Origin of the sequence: Microvirga sp. 3-52, assembly GCF_018383585.1 — a bacterium.
In the GTDB taxonomy this organism is placed as follows: domain Bacteria; phylum Pseudomonadota; class Alphaproteobacteria; order Rhizobiales; family Beijerinckiaceae; genus Microvirga.
The window spans coordinates 13,020-39,019 of record NZ_JAHAMK010000015.1; the positions used below are offsets into that span (position 1 = coordinate 13,020).

A 26,000-nucleotide genomic window follows, 5' to 3' on the forward strand; every position below is an offset into this window, starting at 1 on the left:
GCCGCCTGGTGCATCGTGCGGAACCGGGATCCGCGTCGGCGAAATTTGGATCCGGTTTTCCGCGCCGAACGATGCGCCGGTTGAAAAATGAGCATTTGGAGCGATCTCGAAAGGTCCTTCTCTTTTGGGTCCGATGCTCTGGCGGCCGGGCCTTCGACCTTGGGATCACGCTTTCATCCCATTCGCATGGCTCAGTGTTGAGAATGAGCAGGGTCGACCTTACGTGTTGAGACGTTAAGGCTGGCTGTATGGTCCTTTGAAGAGGTAGGCTATGAGGCGCGTCGTCGTCACCGGAATGGGCATCGTGTCGTCCATCGGCAACAACACGCAGGAGGTGCTTGCCTCTCTGCGCGAAGCGAAGTCCGGCATCAGCAAGGCCGAGGATTACACCAGATACGGCTTTCGGTGCCAGGTTCACGGCGCTCCGAGCCTGAATCCGGAAGAGATCGTCGACCGGCGCGCCATGCGCTTCCACGCCAAAGGCACCGCCTGGAACCATGTGGCCATGGATCAGGCCATTCGGGACGCAGGCCTCGAGGAGAACGAGATCTCCAACGAGCGCACCGGCATCATCATGGGCTCGGGCGGGCCGTCCACCCGAATCATCGTGGAAGCGGCCGACATCACCCGCGACAAAGGCCCGAAGCGCATCGGTCCGTTTGCGGTGCCGAAGGCCATGTCCTCAACGGCCTCGGCCACGCTCGCCACCTGGTTCAAGATCAAGGGCGTGAACTACTCGATCTCGTCGGCCTGCGCGACCTCGAACCACTGCGTCGGCAACGCCTACGAGATGATCCAGTATGGCAAGCAGGACGTGATGTTCGCCGGCGGCTGCGAGGATCTGGACTGGTCCATGTCCAATCTCTTCGACGCCATGGGCGCCATGTCCACCAAGTACAACGACACCCCGGCCCGGGCCTCCCGTGCCTATGACGCGAACCGCGACGGCTTCGTCATCGCCGGCGGTGCGGGCGTGCTGGTGCTCGAAGAGCTGGAGCACGCCAAGGCCCGCGGCGCCCGCATCTACGGCGAGATCGTCGGCTACGGCATGACCTCGGACGGCTACGACATGGTGGCCCCATCCGGGGAGGGCGCGATCCGCTGCATGCGTATGGCCCTCAAGGACGTGCACAACCCCGTCGACTACATCAACCCGCATGCCACCTCGACTCCCGTCGGCGACCAGAAGGAGATCGAGGCGATCCGCACGGTCTTCGGCTCGGGCGACAAGTGCCCGCCGATCTCCGCGACGAAATCGCTCACCGGCCACTCGCTCGGCGCCACCGGCGTGCAGGAGGCAATCTATTCGCTCCTGATGATGAACAACCGCTTCATCTGCGAGAGCGCCCACATCGACGAGCTCGATCCGGAATTCGCCGACATGAACATCGTCCGCAAGCGCATCGACGATGCCAAGATGGACACGGTCCTGTCGAATTCCTTCGGCTTCGGCGGCACGAATGCCACACTCGTCTTCAGCCGCTATAACGGGTAAGACGCCGTCATAAACCTGAGACAGCTCCATGCGATGCCCCGACATATTCAGGGGACTTCGCATGGACACGCTGAATCTTACCGACATTCCGGCTCGCGATGCACACTTTCATAACAATTGGCGTCGCACCATGGAGCCGATGCATAAGGGGACCCAAGTGACCGGTCTGATGCAAGGAAAGCGCGGCCTCATCATGGGCGTCGCCAACGACCATTCCATCGCCTGGGGCATCGCCAAGACCCTGGCCCAGCACGGAGCGGAGCTCGCCTTCACCTATCAGGGCGAGGCCCTGGGCAAGCGCGTCGCGCCCCTGGCGCAGTCGCTCGGCTCCAATCTCGTCGTCCCCTGCGACGTGGAGGACATCGCCTCCGTCGATGCGGTATTCGAGGCCCTCGACAGGACCTGGGATGGCCTCGACTTCGTGGTCCACGCCATCGGCTTCTCGGACAAGTCGCAGCTCAAGGGCTCCTATGTGGACGTCACCACCCGCGAGAATTTTTCCCGCACCATGGTGATCTCCTGCTTCTCCTTCACGGAGATCGCGCAGCGCGCCGCCAAGCGCATGAGGAACGGCGGGTCGCTCCTGACCCTGACCTATGGCGGCTCGACCCGGGTCATGCCGAACTACAACGTGATGGGCGTGGCGAAGGCGGCACTGGAAGCCTCCATGCGCTACATCGCGTCCGACCTCGGTCCGCAGGGCATCCGCTGCAACGCCATCTCGGCAGGCCCCGTGCGCACCCTCGCCGGCGCCGGCATCTCGGACGCCCGCCTCATGTTCACCTACCAGAAGGCCCATGCGCCCCTGCGCCGCACGGTGACGATCGAGGATATCGGCGGCTCGGCTCTCTATCTGCTCTCCGACCTGTCCAACGGCGTGACCGGCGAGATCCACTATGTGGATTCCGGCTACAACGTCATCTCGATGCCCCGCCCCGAGGTGTTGAAGGCGCAGGACGCCGCAGGCGTGACGGGCGAAGAGGGCTGAAGGCCCTCTTCTGTGATCCTCTGACAGTTTGAATGATTGCGTTCGACGCTCCCTGCAACTGAGCGGGTGTCGGGGTGCACCAGCCGGCAAGTCTCCGGACCTTGCCGGTCCCAAGAGCTGCTTCTCCGGACCTTGAGCGTCACATCGAAGGATCGACGCTTAACCTTACTAATAAATCATCAATAAAAAACGAGTTCTCCAGGCTTCTGGGAAGGCCACATTAGTTCATTTCTCCTAATGGACAGGCATCGTAATATAGGCCAAGAATTTATTCGATATTCGCGGCATTCTGGTTTGCGAAATGCAATGGAATAATGATGTCGGCCTTGCTTTGGCACATGAGAGATCTCGTGAAGATTCAATCGTGCCGCAAAGGAATGACCCAACTACTTATGACAGTTTGTATCATTACGCATTCGCCCTGAGCCGGCAGATTCCCTGGCTCGCCGACGCGGAAGGAAAGGTCGTTCAGGTCGGGCCCGGCTGGGAAGAATGGATCGGACAGCCCCCCGAGCAACTGGTCGACAACGGTTGGGTGAAGCTGGTTCATCCGGACGACGTGCTTCGCCTGATCAAATCCAGGCGCGAAAGCCTGGCTGCCGGAACCCCCTATCAATGCGAGTATCGGATCAAGGCGGCCGACGGCAGTTACCGCTGGTGCCGCTCCAGCTCGGCCGCGCGACGAGACGAGACTGGAGCCGTCATCTCCTGGTATGGCACGACCGAAGACATCCATGACCGGAAAGAAGCGGAGCTCGCCCTGCAGGGCCACGCCCGCGTGTTGGAAATGGTCGCCGCCGGCCAGCCCATCGGCGAGATCCTCGCCGCCCTCTGCCTTCTGGCGGAAGCGCAGCTTCCCGGCGCGAAATGCTCGATCCTGCTGCACGATTCGGACCGCGGGCTGCTCCGGCACGGTGCCGCGCCGAACCTGCCCGCCTCCTACAATGCCGCCATCGACGGTCTGAGCATCGGACCTGTTACAGGCTCGTGCGGAACCGCCGCTCATTCCCGCACGAGCGTCATCGTCACCGATATCGCGTCCGATCCCTTATGGACCAACTGGCGCGACCTTGCGCTGTCCTGCGGATTGCGGGCCTGCTGGTCGAAGCCGATCTTCTCGCGCTCCGGCGATGTGCTCGGCACTTTCGGGTTCTATTACGGCGATCCCCGCACTCCGACCCGCGACGAGATGGAGCGCATGGATGCCGTGCTGCATCTGGCGGCTCTGACCGTCGAGCGCCAGCGGAGCGAGGTGGCCCTGCGCGAAAGCGAAGAGCATTACCGCTACTCGGTCGAGCTGAACCCCCAAATTCCCTGGACGGCGGACAGTGAAGGCAACGTCCTCACCACCTCCTCCCGCTGGAACCAGATGATGGGCGTCTCTCCCGAAGAGACGGCGGGCTCCGGCTGGGCCAAGGCCGTGCATCCCGACGATCTGCCCCTCGTTCGGGAGAAATGGTTCGAAGCTGTCCGCACGCGCAAACAGCTGGATGTGGAATGCCGCGCGTGCCTCGCCGATGGCGGCTACCGCTGGTTCCGGAGCCGGGCCATCCCGCGTCTCGCCGAGGATGGAACCGTCCTGCGCTGGTATGGAACGGTTGAGGACATCCATGACCGGAAGCTCGCGGAAGAACGGCTGCACTGGGCGGCCTATCACGATGACTTGACCGGACTCGCCAACCGCAGGCTCTTCCGTGAGCGCCTCCAGCAGGCCCTCGACGAGAAGTCGTCCGCCGGGCACGCCACGGGCCTGCTGGTGATGGATCTCGATCATCTCAAGCAGATCAACGACCGATTCGGCCACGATGCCGGCGATGCTCTTCTGAAGGAATTCGCCCAGCGGCTGCGCAGCGTCGTGCGATCGGTCGACACCATCGCCCGTCTGGGCGGCGACGAATTCGCCGTCATCCTGCCCGAAATCGCCGGAGAAGGCGATGTGGCTGCGATGGCGGACGCCATTCTCGCCCGCATGCAGGGACCGCTGAAACGCGAGGGCAAGCTGCTGGACTGCCGCACCAGCATCGGTGGCGCTCTCTCCGTCGGCTTCGCCATGAGTCCCGAGGAGCTTCAGAAGCAGGCGGATCTAGCGCTCTATCGCAGCAAGACCTCCGGGCGGGGCGCATTCAAGATGTTCGTCACGACCATGCGGGAGGAGTCGCAAAGAACGGCTTCGGCCCTGGAAGTGGCCGCACGAGCGGTTGCGTCCGACTGGATCGTGCCGTTCTATCAGCCCAAGGTCGTGCTGGCCACGGGCGCGCTCGGCGGGTTCGAGGCACTGTTGCGCTGGCATCATCCCCGCAGCGGCATCCAATCGCCTGAAAAGATCGCTCCCGCCTTCAACGACACGGAGCTTGGAACGGCCATCGGCGAGCGCATGCGGTCCTGCATCTTCAAGGATATGCGCGGCTGGCTCGATGCCGGTCTCGCGTTTGGGCGCATCGCCATCAATGCATCGGCCGTGGAGTTCCGGCGCGACAATTATGCGGAGCGCGTGCTCGACGACTTGAGGGGCATGGACGTGCCGGCCCGCTGCCTCGAGGTGGAGGTGACCGAGAGCGTGTTTCTCGGTTCGGGCGCCGAGTTCGTCGAGCGGGCTCTGCGCACGCTGAGCGCGGAGGGCGTGACGATTGCGCTCGACGATTTCGGCACCGGCTACGCGTCGCTGTCGCATCTCAAGCGCTACCCGGTGGACGCGATCAAGATCGACCGGACTTTCGTGAACGGGCTTGAAACGGATGCGGACGATGCCGCCATCGTCCGGGCTCTCCTGAGCCTCGGCCGCAATCTCGGCATCGAGGTCGTCGCCGAAGGAGTCGAGAGTGCCGTTCAGGCGACCCTTCTGCAGCGCATGAGCTGCGACCTCGTCCAGGGATACCATTTCGGACGCCCCATGCCGGCCGAGGACATCACGTCCTTCATCACATCATGGGCGGGGGTGTGACCCCCCTCATCCTGCGACCCCGTCATAGGACAGGGCCCAGCCGGATCCGGTGAACCGGCATCGTCCCGGCGAAGCGTTCTCCTTCGTGCGACAGCACGGTCTCGTAGCCTCGCGGCACGCGGGATATTTGCCAGGGTGGGGTGCCCGGAATGCACTCCCGGGAGATCGCCGCCAGTTCGTGCTCATCGAAACCAGATTCCAACAGGCTGCTTCCCTTTTGTTGCGGCGATTCTCTGCACGATCGGCATGGGTTGCAACGGGATGAACCTGCCTCCCGACCCTCACGAGGGTGTGAGAAACAGAACCTTGGCCTTGCCATCGCCATGATCGACCGGCACGAGGGGCTCTCCTTACGAGAGTTTCGTTCATGATCCTGTCCCGCCGCGTTCTTCTCGCCGGTCTCGCCCTGTCCGGCACGAAAGCTCCCGCCTTTGCGCAATCCGCGCCGGAGCCGCAGTTGATCCCGGTGGAGCTGATCGAAAATGCCCTGAACCTGCCCTCCGTCGTGCGCATCGGCCACAAGCATGGCGATGTGATCATGGTGGAGTATTTCGATTACAACTGTCCCTGGTGCAAACGCTCGGCACAGGCCCTGCCCGATCTGCTGAAGGCAGAGCCCGATCTCTCCTATGTGCTGGTGAATTTCGCCGTGCTCAGTCCGCAATCCGTCGCCGCGACGCGCGCGGCCCTGGCCTATCTGCAGCTCTATGGCCCCGAACGCTATCTGCCCTTGCATCTTGCGCTGTTCGCGTTGCGCGGCACGGTCGACGGCGAACGGGCGCTGGCCGAGGCCGAACGGCTCGGCGGGGACCGCCAGCGCATGACCGAGATTGCCAACAGCGACCGGACGACCGGCTGGATGAAAGATGCGTTTGCCACCGGCAACGATCTCGGACTTGTCGCAACTCCGTCCTTCCTGATCGGGACGGAGGCTTATATCGGCGGCATGAGCCTGGAGCAGAAGCGCGAGGCGATTGCACGGGCGAGGGGCTGATCGCCAGATCAAGTCCGGGGACGGCCATGACGGAAAGGCTTCACCAGGCTGAATAACCCCACGCCCCCCGACAAGGCGGAAAAGTTGCGGCATATCGGGCGACCCGCTAAGCCCGGTGGAAATGTCGCTCATCCGCTCCTCGCTTCTGGTCGGCCTCGGCTCGATGGCCTCACGCGTTCTCGGCTTCGTCCGGGACGTTCTGTTCGCGCAGGCACTGGGAGCCGGGCCCGTGGCGGATGCCTTTCTCGCCGCCTCCCGCCTGCCCAACCTGGTGCGCCGCATCGTCGGTGAGGGCGGGCTCAATCCGGTACTTGTCCCGGCTCTCAGCCGCCTGGAGCCTGACGATGCGGCCGCCACGGCCGGTGATGTGCTGAGCGTCTTCGGGATGGCGCTGCTCGCGCTGACGGGCCTGGTGGAGATCGGGGCGGGACTTCTGGCTTTCATCCTCGCCCCGGGGCTGCACGACGATGGCGGGACGCTGGCGCTGGTCACGCTCTATACCCGCCTGTCCTTTCCCGTCGTGCTGTGCGTCACCCTCGCGTCCATCGGCGCCGCTGTCCTGAACATGCGCGGGCGCTTTGCCGCGACGGCGCTTGCCCCGCTCACCGTCAATGGCGGCCTGATTCTGGCGCTGATCGGAATGGACCGTCTGTCCTTGCCGCTCGTGCAGAAGGCCACATGGCTCGCGGCGGCCTCGAGCCTGGCGGGCCTGATCCAGCTCGCCCTCGTGGCCGCGGCCTTGTGGAGCGGCAAGATCCGACTCGTCCGTTTCCGAAAACCCCGCTGGTCCCCTCTTCTGAAAAATCTTCTGCTCGCCGGTCTTCCCGTGCTCGCGGCGAGCGGCGCCATGCAGCTCTTCATCCTGGCCGCAACCCAGATCGCCTCGTTCTGGCCCTCCGGCGTCTCCTGGCTCTATTATGGCGAGCGGGTGATGCAGCTGCCGCTTGGACTGATGGCCGCACTGGGCTCGGGCCTGCTCCTGCCTGAGCTCGCCCGCCGGCATCGGGCGGGCGAGATTCAGGCGATCGTGACAGCACAGAACCGGGCGCTGGAAGTGGCGCTGCTGCTCGCGCTTCCGGCCAGCGCGGCCCTGTTCATCCTTGCCCGCCCCATGAGCAGCATGCTGTTCGAGCGCGGCGCGTTTCAGTCTTCCGACGCGGAGGGCACGGCTCTCGTTCTCATGGCCCTGAGTCTGGGACTGCCCTTCGCGACAGCCGCCAAGGTGCTGAGCCAAACCCTTTTCGCCCGTGGCTCCTTAAGAGCGGCCCTGCTGGCGGCGATTCTCGGCCTCGCCCTGACCGTGGCCACTTCCCTTCCGCTTGCCTGGCCCTTCGGCCCGACGGGGATCGCGCTTGGGGTCAGTGTCGGATGCCTCGGCCATGCGGTCGCCGTGGCCTCCGGTCTTCGCCGATTCGGTCTCTGGTCGCCGGATCGAGCCTTGTTGGCACGGGTAACGCGGATCGCCGGGGCGGTTCTCACCATGAGCGTTGGGCTGGTGGCCGCCATGAGCGTCATCCCACAGGCGGGCGTTCTTTCCCTGACCAGTCTCTGCCTCGGGGGACTTTTCCTTTATGCGCTCGCGGCCTGGGCCACCGGCGCCGTGACCCGGGACGACTGGGCCGCTCTCAGGAAAAAATCGTAAGGACCCTTGCATCGTGGCGCCGCCCTGTCATAACCCGCGCCTCAATGGAGCATTGTCGAGCCAAGCGGCCTCCGGGCGCTGCGGAACGATGCGAAGATCAAGACAATCTGGAGCGGTCGGCGGTTCAGCCTCAAAACCGCCCATGCACCCCTGCGGGAGTTCAAGACGATGGCGCAGTTCAAGGAGCTGGTGTTCTCGGGCGTTCAGCCCACCGGCAATCTCCATCTCGGGAACTATCTCGGGGCCATCAAGCGCTTCGTCGCCATGCAGGAGAACTACGACTGCATCTATTGCGTCGTCGACATGCACGCGATCACCGTGCCGCAGAACCCGACGGACCTCACCCGTCAGATCCGCGAGGTGACGGCCGCGTTCCTCGCTGCCGGCATCGACCCGAAGCGCCACATCGTCTTCAATCAGTCCCAGGTGCCTCAGCACGCGGAGCTCGCCTGGGTGTTCAACTGCGTCGCCCGTCTCGGCTGGCTGAACCGCATGACCCAGTTCAAGGACAAGGCCGGCAAGGACCGGGAGAACGCCTCCGTCGGCCTTTACGCCTATCCGGACCTGATGGCCGCCGACATCCTGGTCTACCGCGCCACCCACGTGCCGGTGGGCGAGGATCAGAAGCAGCATCTGGAGCTGACCCGTGACATCGCCCAGAAATTCAACAACGACTGGGCCGAATCGATTGCCGCGCACGGCTTCGGCGATGCCTTCTTCCCGCTGACCGAGCCGATGATCCAGGGTCCTGCGACCCGCGTCATGTCGCTGCGCGACGGCTCGAAGAAGATGTCGAAATCGGACCCGTCCGATTACTCGCGCATCAACCTGACGGACGATGCCGACACCATCGCCCAGAAGATTCGCAAGGCGAAGACGGATCCCGAGCCCCTGCCGAGCGAGGTCGACGGCCTGAAGGCCCGCCCTGAGGCCGATAATCTCGTGGCGATCTACGCGGCCCTCATGGACACGACACCGGAAGAGGTGCTGCGGCAGCATGGCGGCGCGCAGTTCTCGGGCTTCAAGGCGGCCCTCGTGGATGTCGCCGTGACGAAGCTCTCGCCCGTCGCCGACGAGATGCGCCAGCTGATGGCCGATCCAGGCCATATCGATGCGGTGCTGGCCGACGGCTCAGGCCGCGCCCGCGCCCTTGCCTCCGTGACCATGGATGCGGTTAAGGACATCGTCGGTTTCGTGCGGTCGCGCTGATGCTCCGGGCTTGCTCTTGCCGCTATGGCAGGGCAGCATCAGGCATCATGCAGGAGAGCGTTCTGTGAGCGGCAAGCGCCGATCCTACGAATCGGGCCACCGTCCGAAATTCATGGTGGTGGTCGACAAGACCCCGGAATGCGCCCGCGCGGTTCACTTCGCCTCGCGGCGAACGGCCCGCACCGGCGCGAGCCTGGTCATGCTCGCGGTCGTGGACCCGCCCGACAATTTCGAATGGCTCGGCGTCGGCGAAGCCATGATCGAGGAAGCGAGCGAGGAAGCCCAGAAGCAGCTCGACGCGGCCGCCCGCGAGGCGCGCAATGCGGCAGGCGTCGAGCCGGAACAGCTCATCCGCGTCGGCACCCGGGCGGACGAGATCATGAAGCTCATCCAGGAAGATGAGGACATCTCCTTCCTGGTTCTCGCCGCCGGCAGCGGCAAGGAAGGTCCCGGCCCCCTGGTCTCGACCCTTGGCGGTCGCGCCGCCGCCTCCTTCCCGGTTCCCATCGTCATCGTGCCCGGCAGCCTCACGGACGAGGAAATCGACGCGCTGGCCGGCTGATCGGCATCTTCCTCCCTTTTGCAGGGAGGAGCGGAAAGGGTGGGGATCGCAAAGTCGCAGCAACGCGCTCCATAGGTCCCGCGCTGCTCTCCCTACAACGTCATCGCCGGCTTTATGCCGGTGATCCCGGTTGAATGAGGCGTCGCGCCTCACAGGACCGGGATGGCTGGCCCTGACAGGCAGGTTCTGCCCGGTCTACCCCCGACCCTCCCTGCAGGGGATCAACGCTCGATCCACCGGGCCTGGCGCCGCGCCGCAGCCCCGGAATGCCTTGGGGGCATATATTCTCCCCTTGGAATCCACCGCGAGCCATTCCACATTGGGGGTGGAACCTGTTAGAACGATTCTAACACCCCACTCGGCCGGCCTTGAACCGGCGCAGAGGACGAAAGAAGCGATGTTTATCCAGACCGAAGCGACCCCCAATCCCGCCACCCTGAAATTCCTGCCCGGCCGCGTCGTGATGCCGGAAGGCACGTTCGAGGCGAAGACCCCTGAAGCCGGCGAAGTCTCCCCTCTCGCCCAGCGGCTCTTCTCCGTGCCGGGCGTCACGGGTGTGTTCTTCGGGTATGACTTCGTCACCGTGACGAAGGCAGACGGCGAATGGCAGCATCTGAAGCCTGCTATCCTCGGCGCGATCATGGAGCATTTCATGGCCGGCGCGCCGCTCTTCGCCAACGGCTATGGCGCCACGGAGGAAGACGGCGAGGAGTTCTTCGACGAACAGGACGCCGCCACGGTCGAGACCATCAAGGAACTGCTCGAAACCCGCATCCGCCCGGCGGTGGCGGGCGATGGCGGCGACATCACCTTCCGTGGCTTCAAGGACGGCACCGTGTATCTGGTCATGAAGGGCGCATGCTCGGGATGCCCCTCCTCGACCGCCACCCTGCGTCACGGCATCCAGAACCTGCTGCGCCATTTCCTGCCGGACGTGCGCGAAGTGCAGGCGGTCTAACAAGCCGTTTGATCTGATCTCGGGAATTCGCCTAACGAAGCGCGGCCTTTTCGAGCCTCGCTTTTTCTTGGGAGATCGCCTGTTGTCCGCCCTGCCCGATGCCGCCCTGGATCAGCTTTTTCGCGAAGCCCGCACCTATCGCTGGTGGGAGGATCGCCGGATCCCGGAGGCGACCCTGCGCGCTGTCGCCGATCTCGCCAAGCTCGGCCCGACAAGCGCCAATTCGTCGCCCGGCCGCTTCGTCTTCGTGGTGTCTCCAGAGGCCAAGCAGAAGCTCAGACCCCATCTCGACGAAGGCAATATGCGCCAGACCATGAGCGCGCCGGCGACGGTGATCGTCGCCTACGACACGGAGTTCTATGAAAAGCTCACCTTCCTCGCGCCGAACAGCCCCGATGCGCGCAGCTGGTTCGCCGGCAAGCCCGAGACCATCGAGCGGACGGGCTTCCAGGGCTCCTGCCTCCAGGGCGCCTATCTCATCATGGCCGCCCGCGGGCTCGGGCTCGATTGCGGACCCATGGGAGGATTCGACCGCAAGGGCGTTGACGAAGCCTTCTTTCCGGATGGTGAATTCAGGTCGAACTTCCTGATCAATCTCGGCTACGGCATCCCCGAAAGGCTCCATCCGCGCCAGCCGCGCTTCGCCTTCGAGGAATTCTGCCGGATCGAGTGAGGTTCACAGGCGCCACTTGCCGATGGCGCTCAGCGCAATGGCAAGGGAGGCGATCTGCATCGCATTCGTAATGGTGCCATCGGCAGCGAGCCGAATGGCTTCCTGAACCGGCATCCGCACCACCTTGATCTGCTCGGTCGGGTCGTTCAGCTTCTTGCCGGACAGGCGCACCCCTTGCGCCAGCACGGTATGGCAGAAATTCGTGTGGGTCGCGGGGTTGGGCGAATGCTTGCCGAAATGGCGCCATTGCTCCGCAACATATCCCGTCTCCTCCTCGAGCTCGCGGGCCGCCGCTGCGAGCGGAGATGAATCCTCCCAGTCGATCGCTCCTGCGGGCACTTCGAGGGACAGGCCTCTAAAGGCATGGCGATATTGCTCGACCAGGATGATGTGATCCTCGTCGTCGAGGGCCACCACATGAACCCAGTCGGGATACTCGAGCACGTAATAGGGGGCCACCTCCACACCCTCGGCGGTCACGCAATCGTCGGCGCGAAGCTTGATCCAACGGTCGCGAATCACGTCCCGCGAGGTTCTCACGGTCCAGGGCTTGGGTTCGGGGGAAGCAGGGTCGGTTGGGATTGTCATGGACCGATCATGGCACCGGCCCGTCGGCCCGCTCAAGCTGAAACTGTCCGACCGCACCCCAGAAGCGTGAAACCGGGTTCCCTCCGGTCCGCTTCATGCTCTAAAGACTTCTGCAGACCTGACGGAGACGAACGTTGCGCGTCCTTGCCATCGATACCGCCCTCGGCGCCTGCTCGGCCTCTATCCTGGAAGCGGGCGAGCCCGTGCCGCTGGCCGCTGAGACCATTCCCATGGACCGCGGCCATGCCGAGGCCCTGATGCCGCTCCTCGACCGGCTCTCCGCGCAGGTCGAAGGCGGCTTCGAGAGCCTGGATCGGGTTGCCGTCACCGTCGGGCCGGGCAGCTATACGGGCCTGAGGGTCGGCATCAGCGCTGCCCGCGGCATCGGTCTGGCGGCCGGGATCCCGGTCGTGGGCGTCGCGACCCTCTCGGCCTTCCTGGCGCCGCTGATGGTCAGCGACAAGCGCGGGCTCTTCACCGCTGCGATCGATGCGAAGCACGGCCATATCTATATCCAGGCCATCGCGCCCGGCGGGCGCACCATCATTCCGCCGGGGCTCATGACCTATCGCGATGCCATCCGGCTTCTCGGCTCCGGTCCGATCCTCATCGCCGGGTCGGCCTCGGCCATGCTCGCTGCGGAGGCCCGCGCCCAGGGGGTCGAGGCTTATATCAGCGATGTATCGGCCTATCCGGATATCGCCTGGGTGGCCCGGCTCGGAGCTCTGGCCGATCCGAACCAGGCGCTGCCGAAGCCGCTCTACCTGCGCGAGCCCGATGCCAAACCGCAGGACGGGGCCCGAATCGCAAGGCAATGAGAATTCTCGCAATGAGCATTCTCGACCGCTTCATCCATCCGCCGGCTCCGCGTATCGAGGCCCTCGGCACGGAGGCGGCCGCTCGCCTGGCGGCCATCCATGCCTCCGCCTTCGCGCGGGCATGGAGCACGCTCGATTTCGAGCGCCTGCTCAGTGAGCGAGGCGTCGTGGCGGATGGGCTCTTTCTCGGGCGCGCGCCCAAGCCCATGGGTTTTGCCCTGTCGCGGATCGTGCTCGACGAGGCGGAAATCATCACGGTGGCCATCGCCCCGGAGGCGCGGGGCAGGGGCCATGCCCGTCCGCTTCTCTCCCATCATCTCGACATACTCTCACGCCAGGGGGTTGCCCAAGTGCACCTGGAGGTGGAGGAGGGCAATATGCCGGCCATTGCCCTCTACCGCCGCCTGCGTTTTCGGGACATCGGACGGCGGGAAGGCTATTATCAGAAAGCCGATGGGACGAGGGCTGCAGCACTCACCATGGCATTGGACCTATAGCCCGCTTCGCCTCCCTCGCTTATAAGCCTCGGCAAGGAGTCATTGCAGCCTTGGCACTTCGGAACAGCACATCCGCCAAACCGCGCCGGTCGGACGCCATCGAGCGTGCCTGCCGGGACAAGGGCCTGCGCATGACCGGCCAGCGCCGGATCATCGCGCAAGTTCTCGATTCCGCCGAGGACCATCCCGATGTGGTGGAGCTGCACCGGCGCGCGGCCGAGGTGGACGACCGCATCTCGCTTTCCACCGTCTACCGCACCGTGAAATTGTTCGAGACCGAGGGCATTCTCGAGCGGCTCGATTTCCGCGACGGGCGCTCGCGCTACGAGCAGGCAGCGCGGGAGCACCACGACCATCTCATCAATCTCGAGACCGGCGACGTGATCGAGTTCCGCTCCGAGGAGATCGAGGCGCTGCAGAACGAGATCGCCAGGCGGCTCGGCTACAAGGTCGTCTACCACCGGCTCGAACTCTACGCGGTGCCCCTGGACAAGGATGACGCGTGACGAAAATCGGCGTCGTCCTGCGGCTCGTGCTGCTCGGCCTGTGCAGCCTCGTGCTCGTGCCGTTGCAGGTCCTGGCCCTGCGCCTCGGCTGGTCGTCCATGCTGCATGTGCTGCCCGTGTGGTTTCACAGGGCGCTCCTGAAGATCTTCAACGTGCGCGTGATCGAACAGGGAACGCCGCCGGGGGATGCGCCGACGATCGTCCTGTCGAACCATGTCTCCTGGCTCGACATCCCGGTGATCGGATCGCTGCATCCGCTCTCCTTCATCGCCAAATCGGAGGTCGAAGGCTGGCCCGTGGTCGGCCTCTTCGCAAAGCTCCAGCGCTCCGTCTTCATCGACCGCCAGCGCCGCAAGGCCACGGCGGAAGTAAACGACGCGCTCGCCCACCGGCTGGTGAAGGGCGAGGCGATCGTGCTGTTCGCGGAAGGCACCACCAGCGACGGCAACCGCCTCCTGCCCTTCCGCTCCTCGCTCGTCGGCGCGGCCCAGACCGCCCTCATGCATGACAGCGTCGAGCGGGTCTATCTCCAGCCGCTCGCCATCTCCTACACCCGCCGCAACGGCCTGCCCGTGACCCGGCGCGATCGTCCCTACATCGCCTGGTACGGCGATATGGATCTCGGGCCCCATCTGAAAATGTTCGTGCGGGGCGTTCCGCTCGATGTCGTCGTGACCTGGGGCGAACCGATCCCCTTCAACGGCAACCGCAAACAGGCCACCGCTTCTGCCGAAGCGGAGGTGCGCCGCGCCCTGAAGGCAGCGTGATTTCGACAAACCCCTCCACGTCATCAGCGGCCCTGTGCCGGTGATCTCGATGTGAACAGCGCTGCGCCTCACATGATCGGGATGGCCGTCCCGGATCACGGCCGAGGACGGCCATGACACAGCTCATCACATCCCTGCCGCCTCGGCGGCATGGGCCTTCGCCTCCTCCAGAAGCCATGCCCGGAAGGCCGCGAGGGCCGGCCGGTCGGCGGTGGCTTCCGGGCAGACCACGTAATACTGGTAGGACCCCTTCACCTGCTGCGGAAAGGGCTGAACGAGGCGGCCCGCCTGGAGGTAGTCGCCGATCAGCACATTGGTCGCGAGCGCCACGCCCTGTCCCGAGGCTGCGGCCTGGAGGCAGAGATAGGTATGGGTGAAGCGCGGACCGCGGGAGGTGTCGATGCCTGTCACGCCGAGAGCCGCGAGCCAGCGGTCCCAGGTGGTGTAGTCGGGAATGCTCTCGACACTCTCGTGCAAGAGGGTGTGATGGCGCAGATCCGACGGCTCTTTCAGCGGACGTGCGGGGTCCCCCAGCAGGGACGCGCTGCACACGGCGAAGAAGAACTCCTCCATCAGCAGGTCCGAGCGCAGGCCGGGATAGTTTCCTCTTCCGAAGCGAATTGCCACGTCCACATCCTCGCGGGCAAAGTCCGTCAGGCGGGTATCCACCGAGACCCGCACCTCCAGGTCGGGATGCTGCCCCTTGAGGGAGCCGAGGCGGGGAATCAGCCACCCTGCGGCGAAGCTCGGCATGGAACTCACCGTGATCACGTTGGAGCGGTCGGACCGCAGGGCTTGCGCCGTGGCATTGTCGAGCCGGTCGAGGATGTCGGACAGGGAGGCGGCATAATGCTCGCCGAGCGGCGTCAGCACCACGCCGCGGCTCGGCTGGCGCACGAAGAGGGGTCGTCCGAGCCAGGCTTCGAGCGATTTCACCTGCTGGCCCACGGCGCTCGCGGTGACGGCGATCTCGTCACCCGCCTTCTCGAAACTCAGGTGGCGGGCCGCAGCCTCGAAGGCGCGCAAGGCATTCAGCGGCGGAAGGCGTCGACGGGACATGGCGGATCCGGGTCTCTCGCCCAAGCTCTCCTTGGGCACAACTCAAGAACTTCTCGTTTGCTCGCAGCCTATCACAGGAGCACATTTATCCTCAATGGAACGCCATCGAAGGAGAACGTCATGGCGATCGGACATGCCACAATAAATCTTGGGTTTCATACCACCCGCCGCGAGCGGAAGAGCATTCTGCTGCAGCTCCTGCTCCGCTACGAGGCTTGGCTCGACCGGCGCAAGACGTCCAAGGTCCTGTACCAGTTGGACGACCATGCGCTTGCCGATATCGGGTTGTCGCGGGCCGATGTGGAGGGCTTGAATGCAGCCTCCTGGCAGGATCACCTTCCCTCCACTTTCAGCCGATGATCTCCCGAAAGGCACCCTGATGAAGCTCTATTCCGGTCCGGTGAGCCTCTTTTCCCGCAAGGTCGAGATTGCCCTTCACGAGAAGGGGCTCGCCTTCGAGCAGATCCTGGTGCCGTTCACGCAGACGAAGGGCTACAGCCCCAGGAACCCGGACGTGCTGGCCGTCAATCCCAAGGGACAGGTCCCGGTCCTCGTCGACGGGGACCTGTCCCTCTACGATTCGACCGTGATCGTCGAATACCTGGAAGATGCCCATCCCGACCCGGCGCTTTATCCGAAATCCCCGGTGGAGCGGGCCCGATGCCGGCTCTTCGATGTGTTCGGGGACGAGGTCATGCTGGCGCCCCTGCGCCTCCTGATGCATCGCACCGAACCGATGCCCGATGATCCGGAGCGGTGGCACGCGAAGGAAGCGAAGGCCCGGGAGGCCGAGCCGGTTCTCGCCGGCCACCTCGACGCGCTCGACCGCACGCTGCGGGGCAAGGATTATCTCTGCGGCGCCTTCTCGGCCGCCGATATCTCCGTCTTCATGGCCGTATTCTGGACCCGCCGCCTTGGCGGTCCGTCCATGAGAGGGCACGAGGCTCTGGCCTCCTGGTACGCGAGGCTCAGCGCGCGTCCGGCTTTCGCGAAGGTGGTGAACGAAATTCTGGCCGCCGATGCGGAATTGTCGGCGCCGGTCGAGGGCGCCTTTCAGGAGTGAGCCAAGCGCCCCCAGGCGGCAAAGCGGAGCCCCGGAATCCATAACCACGACCCCGAACGAGTTCGGCACCGTCAGCGGCTATGGATTTCCGCCTTCGCGGAAATGACAATGTCGCGGTCCCAGCATCGTATTTGTCCGACGATCCCGGGTTCGGCTGCGCTGCGCCGGGATGCGCTCAAGCCGTCAAAATTCTTGAGCCAAACAGCCGCTATTCTCTTGCACGCATAAAAGGCTTAAAAGGGCGCTCCATCTCCGACCGCCCGATTGCAAGCAGAACAGGCCGACCTCGTGAAAAAAGTCTTCGTCAAATCCTATGGCTGCCAGATGAACGTCTACGATGCCGAGCGCATGGCGGACATGCTGGCCTCTGAGGGCTACAGCGAAACCAGGGCGATGGAGGAGGCGGATCTCGTCATCCTCAACACCTGCCACATCCGCGAGAAGGCCGCCGAGAAGGTTTATTCCGAACTCGGTCGTGTGCGCGAACTGAAGCAGGAGCGTCAGGCCCACGGCCAGGAGACCAGGGTCGTGGTCGCCGGCTGCGTCGCCCAGGCCGAGGGCAAGGAGATCCTGCGCCGGGCGCCCGCCGTCGACGTGGTGGTCGGCCCGCAGAACTATCACAACCTGCCGGCGCTGCTGAAGAAGTCCCGCACTGATCGCGTCGTCGACACGGAATTCCCGATCGAGGACAAGTTCGATCACCTGCCTGTGCCAAGCAAGGCCAAGACCCAGAGCCGTGGCGTGTCGGCCTTCCTCACCATCCAGGAAGGCTGCGACAAGTTCTGCACCTTCTGCGTGGTGCCCTATACCCGCGGCGCGGAAGCCTCGCGCCCCGTGCCGAAGATCCTCGACGAGGCCCTGCGCCTCGCCGATGCGGGAGTGCGCGAGCTGACGCTGATCGGGCAGAACGTGAACGCCTATCACGGCGCGGGGCCGGACGGCTCGGTCTGGTCGCTCGGCCGCCTGCTCCATCGACTGGCGGACGTGCCCGGCATCGCACGGCTGCGCTACACCACGAGCCATCCACGGGACATGGACGACGAGCTGATCGCGGCCCATCGCGATCTGCCGGCGGTGATGCCGTACCTGCATCTGCCGGTACAGTCCGGCTCCGATCGCATCCTCGACGTCATGAACCGCAAGCACACGGGTGACGAATACCGCCGTCTGATCGAGCGCATCCGAGCGGCTCAGCCCAATCTGGCGCTGTCCTCCGACTTCATCGTGGGCTTTCCCGGCGAGACGGATGCGGAGTTCGAGGAAACCATGCGGCTGGTGGCCGATGTGGGCTTTGCCAGCTCCTTCTCGTTCAAGTACAGCCCCCGTCCCGGCACACCGGCGGCGGAGCTCGAGGCCCAGGTGCCGGAGGCCGTGAAGGCCGAGCGTCTGGCGCGGTTGCAGAATCTGCTGGAAATGCAGCGGCAGGCTTTTAATCGCGGAACCGTTGGCCAGACCCTCGACGTTCTCTTGGAGAAGCCGGGTCGTCACCCAGGCCAGATGGCTGGCAAGTCGCCCTACCTGCAGCCGGTGCAGTTTCAGAGCGACCGCCGCCGGATCGGTGAGATCGTGACGGTGCGGATCACGCAGGCTGGCTCCAACAGCCTGTTCGGAGAAGTATCTGAGCCCGGCAGCCAAGCCGCGGCCTAGTTCCTTGTCCGATAAGACCCCATATCCGGTCGCTACGCATGATCGAGCGACAATTCAGAGGAGAGGCATTTGAGCCCAGCGGACAATGTGACCGCACGCGCACAAAAGGGACGGAACGCCAACAGCTTGCATCCTGGCGTGGTCGAAGAGGCTGAAATCATCCTCACCTTCGACGACAACCGCCTCGCCAGCCTCGTTTTCGGACAATACGACCAGAACCTCGCCCATCTGGAGCGGCGCCTGAACGTGACGGCGATTGCCAACGGCAACCGGGTCACGGTGAAGGGCACGCCCGAGGCCTCCGAAATGGCGCGCCGGGTCCTGGAAGGGCTCTATGAGCGTGCCCGCCTGGGCGGAGCGCTCGGACCGGGCGATGTCGACGGCGCCATCGAAGAGAGCACGCTGCAGGGCAGCCTCTTCCCTGCGGCCGAAGAACCTGCCGCACCGGGGCTGACCTCCTTCGACCAGATTTCCACCCGCAGGCGCGGGCCGGTCCGCGCCCGCAACGCCTCGCAGAACACCTATATCAAGGCGCTGAAAACCAACGAGCTCGTCTTCGCCGAGGGCCCCGCCGGTACCGGCAAGACCTGGCTCGCGGTGGGCTATGCGGTTTCGCTGCTCGAAGCGGGACAGGTGGACCGCCTGATCATCTCCCGTCCGGCCGTGGAAGCAGGCGAGCGTCTCGGCTTCCTGCCCGGCGACATGCGCGAGAAGGTCGATCCTTACCTGCGCCCGATCTACGATGCGCTCTACGACTTCATGGAGGCCCGCCATGTGGACCGGGGCCTGCAGACCGGCATGATCGAGATCGCGCCGCTCGCCTTCATGCGCGGGCGCACGCTCACCAATGCCCTGGTGCTGCTCGACGAGGCGCAGAATACCACGTCGATGCAGATGAAGATGTTTCTGACACGCCTCGGCGAGGGCTCGCGGATGATCATCACCGGGGATCCGACGCAGATCGACCTGCCGCCGGGCCAGAAATCCGGCCTGGTCGAGGCCGTGCGCATCTTGAATGGGGTCGAAGGCATCGCCCGGGTCACGTTCAAGGAGGCGGACGTGGTGCGCCACGATCTCGTGCGCCGCATCGTGACGGCCTACGACAGGGCGGCCCGCGACGCGCCGCCTCAGCAGGATCAACCCCGCTACGATCGGGACCGCAGGCCGTGATCACGCTCGACATCATGATCGAGGCGGGCGACTGGGACCGACTCAAGGACGCAGAGGCTCTGGCTCAGAAGGCGGCCGAGGCGGCGCTCGCCGTAACCTACGAAGCGAAGGGCGATTTCGAGGCGAGCGTCATGCTCACGGACGATGCGCGGATCCAGGAGCTGAACCGCACCTGGAGAGCGAAGGACAAGCCCACCAACGTGCTCTCCTTCCCGGCACCCGAGCAGCCTGGTGTGACAGGCCCTCGCAATTTAGGCGATATTGCTTTAGCGTACGAAACCCTGGTGCGCGAATCCGAGGAGGAATCCAAGGAGCTCGCGCATCATTTTGCTCATTTGATGGTCCATGGGGTTCTGCATCTTCTCGGCTACGATCATGAGGTCGAAGCGGAAGCGGAAATCATGGAAGGTCTTGAGGTCAAGGCGCTCGCCACCCTTGGCATCGCCGATCCCTATCGCGATATGGCAGCATGAACGGCTGACAACCCAAAGCAATGAACGAAGATCGAAGTCGTAGCGACCGACCTGTCCGAACGCTCACGGAGACAGACGACACACGCGACCACTGGTACGACCGGGTCCTGACCCGTCTCGGCCTGAAACCCCGCGAATCCATCCGCCACGATCTCGAGGACGTCCTCGCGGAGACCGTCGAGGACACCGACTTTTCGCCCCAGGAGCGGGCGATGCTCAAGAACGTGCTCTCCTTCCACCGGATCCGTGTGGAGGACGTGATGGTGCCCCGTGCCGACATCGTGGCGGTGGCGGCCGACACCAACCTCGGCGAGCTCTTGAGCCTGTTCCGGACGGCCGGGCATTCCCGCCTGCCCGTCTATGGCGAGACCCTCGACGATCCCAAGGGCATGGTCCACATCCGCGATTTCCTCGACTTCATCGCCATGCGCGCCGATGGCGGCGCCTCGGAAGCGGGGTCGGGCGATGAGGCTCCTCTGCCGAGCCTGGGCCAGATCGACCTGTCGATGGCGCTGTCCTCCGCCAATATCCTGCGCCCGGTCCTGTTCGTGCCGCGTTCCATGCCCGCCATCGACCTTCTGGTGCGCATGCAGGCCACCCGCACGCACATGGCCCTCGTGATCGACGAATACGGCGGCACCGACGGCCTCGTGTCCATCGAGGATCTGGTCGAAATGGTGGTCGGCGACATCGAGGACGAGCACGACGAGGATGCCACCCTCACCATCGTGGCGGCCGCCGACGGCACCTACATCGCCGATGCCCGCGCCAGCCTCGACGAGGTCAAGGACGTGCTCGGGCTCGACCTGACCGAGGAGGAAGGCGCCGAGGACATCGATACAATCGGCGGCTTCATCGTGACGCTCGCGGGGCGCGTCCCGTCCCGGAGCGAGGTGATCGAGGGACCTTCGGGCCTGGAATTCGAGGTTCTGGACGCCGATCCGCGGCGCGTGAAGCGCCTGCGTGTCCATCGCCGCACCTTCGCTCCCGAGAGCGAGGCCGGAGAAGGTCAGACCAACGTCCCGCGTCCTGAAAGTGCCGCCGCAGAATGATGCGGCTGGCCGATCACGCCATCCTCGCACGAGGATTGCGTCGCTGGCTGATGGCCCTTGTGGCCGGGGCCGTCGGCGCCTTGGCCATGCCGCCCTTCGGGTTTCTGCCTGCGCTTGGTCTCTCCCTTGCTCCCGCGGTCTGGCTCCTGGACGGCACCGTCAAGGACGGGCCCTCGCGGTCGACTCCTTTCAAGTCCGCCGCCCTCCTCGGCTGGTTCTGGGGCTTCGGCTATTTTGTCGCCGGCCTCTGGTGGCTCGGCGCGGCCTTTCTCGTGGAAGCGGATCAGTTCGCCTGGGCCATGCCGTTCGGAGTGCTGGGCCTGCCCGCCCTGCTCGCCTTCTTTCCCGCCTTCGGCTTTGCTCTCGCGCGCCTGCTCTGGCTGCCTGACGCCTGGCGGATTCTGGCCTTCGCCTTCGGCATGACGGTGAGCGAATGGCTGCGGGGCCATCTCTTCACGGGCTTTCCCTGGAACAGCCCCGGCATGGCGCTCGGCCAGAACCTCTGGCTGATGCAGACGGCCTCGCTGGTCGGCCTCTATGGCCTGACCTTCCTGAGCCTCGCGATCGGCGCCGCGCCGGCCGTCCTTGTCACGGGAAAGATGATGCGCGCGCGCTGGACGGCGCCGGGCATCGCGGCGGGTCTCCTCGTCGGCCTTGCCGCCTTCGGCTTCTGGCGCGTCCCGTCAAAGGCCTCCCCGATCGTCGACAATGTGCGCCTGCGCATCATGCAGCCCAACCTGCCTCAGGACGCCAAGTTCAACCCGCGCAACCGGGACGCCATCATGCGGCACTACCTGAGCTTGAGTGCCCGCCCGGGCCGAGACGGCAGCGCCGCGACCCCGACGCACGTCGTCTGGCCGGAATCGGCCTTTCCTTTCCTGCTTCACCGCGATGCCGGCTCGCTGGCTCAGATCGCCACACTGCTCGGGCCGGGTTCCGTGCTCATCACGGGCGCGGCCCGCATGGACACCCCGCTGCCGGGCGAGGCAGCCGGAAAATTCTACAATGCCATTCAGGTGATCGACGAGAAGGGCACGATCCTTGGCGCCTATGACAAGGTCCATCTGGTGCCATTCGGCGAATACGTGCCGAAATTTCTCGACACCTTGATCCGAGCTGCAGGGCTCCGCCAGTTCGTGCATATTCCCGGCGGATTCGAGCCGAGCCAAAAGCGCGCCACCTTGTCCATTCCGGGTCTGCCCTCGGTCGCTGCGACCATCTGCTACGAGGCCATCTTTCCCGGCGAGATCCTGGCCGAAGGCCCGCGCCCGGACCTGATCCTCAATGTGACGAATGACGCGTGGTTCGGGCAGACGCCGGGGCCCTATCAGCACTTTGCTCAAGCCCGCCTGCGGGCCGTTGAGGAAGGGCTGCCTCTGGTTAGGGCGGCCAATACGGGAATCTCGGCTGTCGTCGATCCCTTCGGCCGAAGCGTGGAGGCACTTCCACTAGGAGTTGAAGGGATTATTGACGTCTCTCTTCCAGTTGCCGAACCCGTTACTCTTTATAGGAAGTGGAGCAGGTTTTCTTTGACGGCTACGCTTGCGATCTGCTTAATCATCTTGATTGCACGTCGCAAGCGCCAAATCGCTCTCCTTAAGTAAATCATGCCTTGGCGTGGCGTCAGTTTCGGCACGGGGACAGGCCATAATGAAGAAATCGACGGGCTCGATCGATAAGGAAATCGGAAGCAGAGTGCGTATGCGCCGTGTTTCTATCGGAATGAGTCAAGAAAAACTTGGCGATATGCTTGGGCTGACCTTCCAGCAAGTTCAAAAATACGAAAAGGGGATGAACCGAATCAGCGTTGCCCGCCTCGTTGAAATCGCCAAGATCCTCAATGTCGAGATCGGTTTCTTCTTCGACGGGATCAAAGGCGGCAAGTCCGAGCCAGGTTTCGCCGAAAGCGGTGCTCCTCCCTACGTCTCTGACATGATGTCGACCCCTGAAGGGCTTCAACTCGTCCGGACTTTCGCCGGCATCAAAAGCCCGAAGGTCCGCAAAAGCATCGTTCAGCTCGTGAGCGCGCTTGCCACCCAGGAGCTTGCCACTCAAGAAGAGGCAGAGCGTTCGTCATAAAGAACACGTTCGCTTGACCTTTCCTTCAGCCTGCGGCATGAGCATGCTTTAGAGCCCGCGGATCGTTGCGGGCGCCAATGTTTATTGCCTGAAGGAATTCCATCGTGCGGCGTTCGAGCTATCTTTTCACGAGCGAGTCGGTTTCCGAAGGTCATCCGGACAAGGTCTGCGACCGAATCTCCGATGCCGTCGTCGACGCTTATCTGGGCGCCGAGCCCGAAGCCCGCGTGGCCTGCGAGACGCTTGCCACCACCAATCGCGTCGTCATCGCCGGCGAGGTGCGCGGCCCCGGCTCCATCACCAAGGATACGGTGATCCAGCTCGCCCGCGATGCCATCAAGGACATCGGCTACGAGCAGGAAGGCTTCCACTGGAAGAACGCCGACGTTTCGGTCTATCTCCACGCCCAGTCGGCGCATATCGCCCAGGGCGTCGATGCTGCCGGCAGCAAGGACGAAGGCGCGGGCGACCAGGGCATCATGTTCGGCTATGCCTGCAACGAGACGCCCGAGCTGATGCCGGCGCCGATCTACTATGCCCACAAGATCCTCGAGAACCTGACCGCTGCCCGCAAGGGCAAGGTCGGTGAGGCGGCCAAGCTCGGTCCGGACGCCAAGAGCCAGGTTACGGTGCGCTACGAGAACGGCAAGCCCGTCGCGGCGACCCAGATCGTTCTGTCCACCCAGCACCTGGACGAGAACCTCTCCTCCCAGGACGTGCGCGCCATCGTCGAGCCTTACATCCGCCAGACCCTGCCCGAAGGCTGGATCTCGGCCCAGACCATCTGGCATGTGAACCCCACCGGAAAGTTCGTGATCGGCGGTCCCGACGGCGATTGCGGCCTCACCGGCCGCAAGATCATCGTCGACACCTATGGCGGCGCGGCCCCCCACGGCGGCGGTGCCTTCTCCGGCAAGGATCCCACCAAGGTGGACCGCTCGGCCGCTTACGCCGCGCGCTATCTCGCCAAGAACGTGGTGGCGGCGGGGCTCGCCGAGAATTGCACCCTGCAGCTCTCCTACGCCATCGGCGTGGCCAAGCCCCTGTCGATCTACGTGGACCTCCACGGCACCGGCAAGGTGGACGAGGGCAAGCTCGAGGCCGTCCTCATGGACGCCATGGACCTCTCGCCCCGCGGCATTCGCACGCATCTCGGCCTCAACAAGCCGATCTATGCGCGCACCTCGGCCTATGGCCATTTCGGCCGCAAGCCGGATGCGGATGGCGGCTTCTCCTGGGAGCGCACGGACCTCGCCGACCGTCTGAAGGCGGCGTTCCGCTAAGGGCATGATCCGGAAAAGTGGATTCCGGTTTTCCGGCAAGATCATGTTCAAAGATATCGGCTCATGAGCGAAGCATCGGAACGGGCCGGCGCCTTTTTCGGGCGCCGGAAAGGCAAGAAGCTTCGCGCCGGCCAGGACGAACTGGTCCAAAACCTGCTGCCCGCAATCCGCGTGACTCCGGGCAGCGCACCTTCCAGTCAGTTTCCCAACCGTCAGGCACAGGAAACCTGGCTCGAGATCGGCTTCGGCGGCGGCGAGCATCTCGCCGCCCAGGCCCGTAGCCATCGCGACGTCAACTTCATCGGGTGCGAGCCCTTCGTGAACGGCATGGCGAAGCTCCTGGCCGTGATCGAGCACGAGCACCTCGACAACGTCCGCGTCTGGGACGACGACATCACCGACCTGCTGCCGACCCTGCCGGATGCGTCTTTCGACCGGGTCTATATCCTCTATCCCGATCCCTGGCCGAAGCGCCGGCAGCGAAAGCGCCGCCTCGTCTCGGACGAGACCCTCGATCTGCTCGCCCGCGTGATGAAGCCCGGCGCCGAGCTGCGCTTCGCCAGCGATATCGACGACTATATCGGCTGGGTTCTCGCCCGAGCCTTGCGGTCCCGGCATTTCCGCTGGACCGCGGCCCGTGCCGACGATTGGCGCAAGCCCTATGAAGGCTGGCCGGGCACGCGCTACGAGGCCAAGGCCATCCGCGAGGGCCGCGTGCCGAGCTACCTCACCTTCGTGCGAACCTGAGATAAAGGGCCACTTTCGCAGAACGCTTGTATTTTGAGGTTGGAATCAGTATATTTCCGTTGTCAGCTCTGGTTGTAGCGTCAAGCTGCTGGTCAAGAGTGGGCCCCGCCGGGTCCGCTCTTTTTTATTGTTTGAATGCCGGAGCATGCGGAGAGACATGACGAACGAACGCGACAAGCGGCTGATTACCGAGAACGGCGTAGCCGCCCGAGTAGCGGCCATCGTCGAGCCTGTGATCGAGGATCTCGGCTTCAACCTCGTGCGGGTGCGGGTCACCGGCACGAATGGATGCACCGTGCAGATCATGGCCGAGAGGCCGGACGGCACCATGTCGGTGGCCGATTGCGAGACCGTAAGCCGGGCGATCTCGCCGGTTCTCGACCTCGAGGATCCGATTCCGCAGGCTTACTATCTGGAAATTTCCTCACCGGGCATCGACCGTCCTCTTGTGCGCGTCAGCGATTTCGAGCGCTGGATAGGTTATGACGCTAAGATCGAGATGGCCGTGCCGCTGGCAGGACGCAAGCGCTTCAGGGGCTTTCTTCGAGGCGTGGAGAACGGGAAGCTGGTTGTCGAGTTGCCTGATGTGAAGGAGGGCCTCGAGCCCATCGCGCATCTGCCTCTGACGGACCTGGGCGAGGCGCACCTCGTTATGACCGACGAGCTGATCCGTGAATCGCTGCGCCGGGGAACGGCGCCGACCACGGACGAGCTTGATGAAGATACGGATGTGGTGGAAGCGCCCGAGCCGCGCGGCCCATCTGATAAGACGAAACCGAATTAAGGAGC

Annotated in this window: 26 protein-coding genes; 24 read left to right on the forward strand and 2 right to left on the reverse strand. The window is 64.4% G+C overall.

What is annotated here, in order from left to right:
- Positions 1–271: 271 nt before the first annotated feature.
- The 9 genes from fabB (at position 272) to KHP60_RS13165 (ending at position 11,462) form a co-directional block, all read left to right on the forward strand.
- Positions 272–1,495 carry a beta-ketoacyl-ACP synthase I gene (gene fabB / locus KHP60_RS13125; protein WP_213564732.1) on the forward strand — a complete coding sequence of 408 codons (1,224 nt, stop codon included), beginning with the start codon at positions 272–274 and terminating at the stop codon, positions 1,493–1,495.
- A 157-nt stretch (positions 1,496–1,652) separates the two neighbouring features.
- Positions 1,653–2,483 (forward strand): enoyl-ACP reductase FabI, encoded by an 831-nt coding sequence (fabI, locus tag KHP60_RS13130; RefSeq protein ID WP_311925033.1) that lies wholly within the window; start codon positions 1,653–1,655, stop codon positions 2,481–2,483.
- A gap of 400 nt (positions 2,484–2,883) precedes the next feature.
- The gene (locus tag KHP60_RS13135) at positions 2,884–5,424 is read left to right on the forward strand and encodes an EAL domain-containing protein (protein WP_213564734.1); all 2,541 of its coding nucleotides are present in this window, start codon (positions 2,884–2,886) and stop codon (positions 5,422–5,424) included.
- 367 nt (positions 5,425–5,791) lie between these two features.
- Complete coding sequence (locus tag KHP60_RS13140) at positions 5,792–6,418, forward strand: thioredoxin domain-containing protein (RefSeq protein ID WP_213564736.1); 627 nt, start codon at positions 5,792–5,794, stop codon at positions 6,416–6,418.
- A 121-nt stretch (positions 6,419–6,539) separates the two neighbouring features.
- On the forward strand, positions 6,540–8,060 hold the full coding sequence (gene murJ, locus KHP60_RS13145; RefSeq protein ID WP_213564738.1) for a murein biosynthesis integral membrane protein MurJ: 1,521 nt from the start codon (positions 6,540–6,542) through the stop codon (positions 8,058–8,060).
- A gap of 168 nt (positions 8,061–8,228) precedes the next feature.
- Positions 8,229–9,269 (forward strand): tryptophan--tRNA ligase, encoded by a 1,041-nt coding sequence (gene trpS, locus KHP60_RS13150; RefSeq protein ID WP_213564739.1) that lies wholly within the window; start codon positions 8,229–8,231, stop codon positions 9,267–9,269.
- A 64-nt stretch (positions 9,270–9,333) separates the two neighbouring features.
- Positions 9,334–9,831, forward strand: a complete 498-nt coding sequence (locus KHP60_RS13155; protein ID WP_213564740.1) for a universal stress protein — start codon at positions 9,334–9,336, stop codon at positions 9,829–9,831.
- Positions 9,832–10,228: 397 nt separating this feature from the next.
- Positions 10,229–10,789, forward strand: a complete 561-nt coding sequence (locus KHP60_RS13160) for a NifU family protein (RefSeq protein WP_213564741.1) — start codon at positions 10,229–10,231, stop codon at positions 10,787–10,789.
- Between the two features lie 79 nt (positions 10,790–10,868).
- The gene (locus tag KHP60_RS13165; RefSeq protein WP_213564864.1) at positions 10,869–11,462 is read left to right on the forward strand and encodes a malonic semialdehyde reductase; all 594 of its coding nucleotides are present in this window, start codon (positions 10,869–10,871) and stop codon (positions 11,460–11,462) included.
- 3 nt (positions 11,463–11,465) lie between these two features.
- On the opposite strand, the gene KHP60_RS13170 is transcribed toward KHP60_RS13165, so the two are convergent.
- Complete coding sequence (locus KHP60_RS13170) at positions 11,466–12,050, reverse strand: NUDIX hydrolase (protein ID WP_213564742.1); 585 nt, start codon at positions 12,048–12,050, stop codon at positions 11,466–11,468.
- 134 nt (positions 12,051–12,184) lie between these two features.
- Here KHP60_RS13170 and tsaB point away from each other — a divergent pair, with 134 nt between their 5' ends.
- From tsaB to KHP60_RS13190, 4 genes are read left to right on the forward strand one after another with little or no spacing between them, the layout of a single operon-like run.
- Complete coding sequence (gene tsaB, locus KHP60_RS13175; RefSeq protein WP_213564743.1) at positions 12,185–12,868, forward strand: tRNA (adenosine(37)-N6)-threonylcarbamoyltransferase complex dimerization subunit type 1 TsaB; 684 nt, start codon at positions 12,185–12,187, stop codon at positions 12,866–12,868.
- An 11-nt stretch (positions 12,869–12,879) separates the two neighbouring features.
- The gene (locus tag KHP60_RS13180) at positions 12,880–13,365 is read left to right on the forward strand and encodes a GNAT family N-acetyltransferase (RefSeq protein WP_213564745.1); all 486 of its coding nucleotides are present in this window, start codon (positions 12,880–12,882) and stop codon (positions 13,363–13,365) included.
- Between the two features lie 50 nt (positions 13,366–13,415).
- The gene (locus tag KHP60_RS13185; RefSeq protein ID WP_213564747.1) at positions 13,416–13,871 is read left to right on the forward strand and encodes a Fur family transcriptional regulator; all 456 of its coding nucleotides are present in this window, start codon (positions 13,416–13,418) and stop codon (positions 13,869–13,871) included.
- Positions 13,868–14,638, forward strand: a complete 771-nt coding sequence (locus KHP60_RS13190) for a 1-acyl-sn-glycerol-3-phosphate acyltransferase (RefSeq protein ID WP_213564749.1) — start codon at positions 13,868–13,870, stop codon at positions 14,636–14,638. Before KHP60_RS13185 ends, KHP60_RS13190 begins: the two co-directional genes overlap by 4 nt.
- Before the next feature lie 126 nt (positions 14,639–14,764).
- Here the strand turns inward: KHP60_RS13190 and KHP60_RS13195 are convergent, their stop codons facing one another.
- Entirely contained in the window at positions 14,765–15,697 is a 933-nt protein-coding gene (locus tag KHP60_RS13195; protein WP_213564751.1) for a transcriptional regulator GcvA, read from the reverse strand.
- Between the two features lie 120 nt (positions 15,698–15,817).
- On the opposite strand from KHP60_RS13195, the gene KHP60_RS13200 reads away from it, so the two are divergent.
- From KHP60_RS13200 to rimP, 11 genes are all read left to right on the forward strand, one after another.
- Complete coding sequence (locus KHP60_RS13200; RefSeq protein WP_213564753.1) at positions 15,818–16,057, forward strand: DUF1127 domain-containing protein; 240 nt, start codon at positions 15,818–15,820, stop codon at positions 16,055–16,057.
- A 19-nt stretch (positions 16,058–16,076) separates the two neighbouring features.
- A complete protein-coding gene (locus KHP60_RS13205; RefSeq protein ID WP_213564755.1) occupies positions 16,077–16,760 on the forward strand; it encodes a glutathione S-transferase family protein in 684 nt (227 codons plus the stop codon).
- A gap of 288 nt (positions 16,761–17,048) precedes the next feature.
- Positions 17,049–18,407 carry a tRNA (N6-isopentenyl adenosine(37)-C2)-methylthiotransferase MiaB gene (miaB, locus tag KHP60_RS13210; protein ID WP_213564756.1) on the forward strand — a complete coding sequence of 453 codons (1,359 nt, stop codon included), beginning with the start codon at positions 17,049–17,051 and terminating at the stop codon, positions 18,405–18,407.
- Positions 18,408–18,476: 69 nt separating this feature from the next.
- On the forward strand, positions 18,477–19,577 hold the full coding sequence (locus KHP60_RS13215) for a PhoH family protein (protein ID WP_409366285.1): 1,101 nt from the start codon (positions 18,477–18,479) through the stop codon (positions 19,575–19,577).
- Positions 19,578–19,591: 14 nt separating this feature from the next.
- Complete coding sequence (gene ybeY / locus KHP60_RS13220; RefSeq protein WP_213564866.1) at positions 19,592–20,050, forward strand: rRNA maturation RNase YbeY; 459 nt, start codon at positions 19,592–19,594, stop codon at positions 20,048–20,050.
- Positions 20,051–20,070: 20 nt separating this feature from the next.
- Complete coding sequence (locus KHP60_RS13225; RefSeq protein WP_213564757.1) at positions 20,071–21,102, forward strand: hemolysin family protein; 1,032 nt, start codon at positions 20,071–20,073, stop codon at positions 21,100–21,102.
- Complete coding sequence (gene lnt, locus KHP60_RS13230; RefSeq protein WP_213564758.1) at positions 21,099–22,706, forward strand: apolipoprotein N-acyltransferase; 1,608 nt, start codon at positions 21,099–21,101, stop codon at positions 22,704–22,706. The genes KHP60_RS13225 and lnt overlap by 4 nt, the downstream gene beginning before the upstream one ends.
- Before the next feature lie 46 nt (positions 22,707–22,752).
- Entirely contained in the window at positions 22,753–23,181 is a 429-nt protein-coding gene (locus KHP60_RS13235; protein ID WP_213564759.1) for a helix-turn-helix domain-containing protein, read from the forward strand.
- A 104-nt stretch (positions 23,182–23,285) separates the two neighbouring features.
- Positions 23,286–24,464 (forward strand): methionine adenosyltransferase, encoded by a 1,179-nt coding sequence (gene metK, locus KHP60_RS13240; RefSeq protein ID WP_213564760.1) that lies wholly within the window; start codon positions 23,286–23,288, stop codon positions 24,462–24,464.
- A gap of 63 nt (positions 24,465–24,527) precedes the next feature.
- Entirely contained in the window at positions 24,528–25,211 is a 684-nt protein-coding gene (locus KHP60_RS13245; protein ID WP_213564761.1) for a tRNA (guanosine(46)-N(7))-methyltransferase TrmB, read from the forward strand.
- A 157-nt stretch (positions 25,212–25,368) separates the two neighbouring features.
- The gene (gene rimP, locus KHP60_RS13250; protein WP_213564762.1) at positions 25,369–25,995 is read left to right on the forward strand and encodes a ribosome maturation factor RimP; all 627 of its coding nucleotides are present in this window, start codon (positions 25,369–25,371) and stop codon (positions 25,993–25,995) included.
- Positions 25,996–26,000 lie beyond the last annotated feature (5 nt).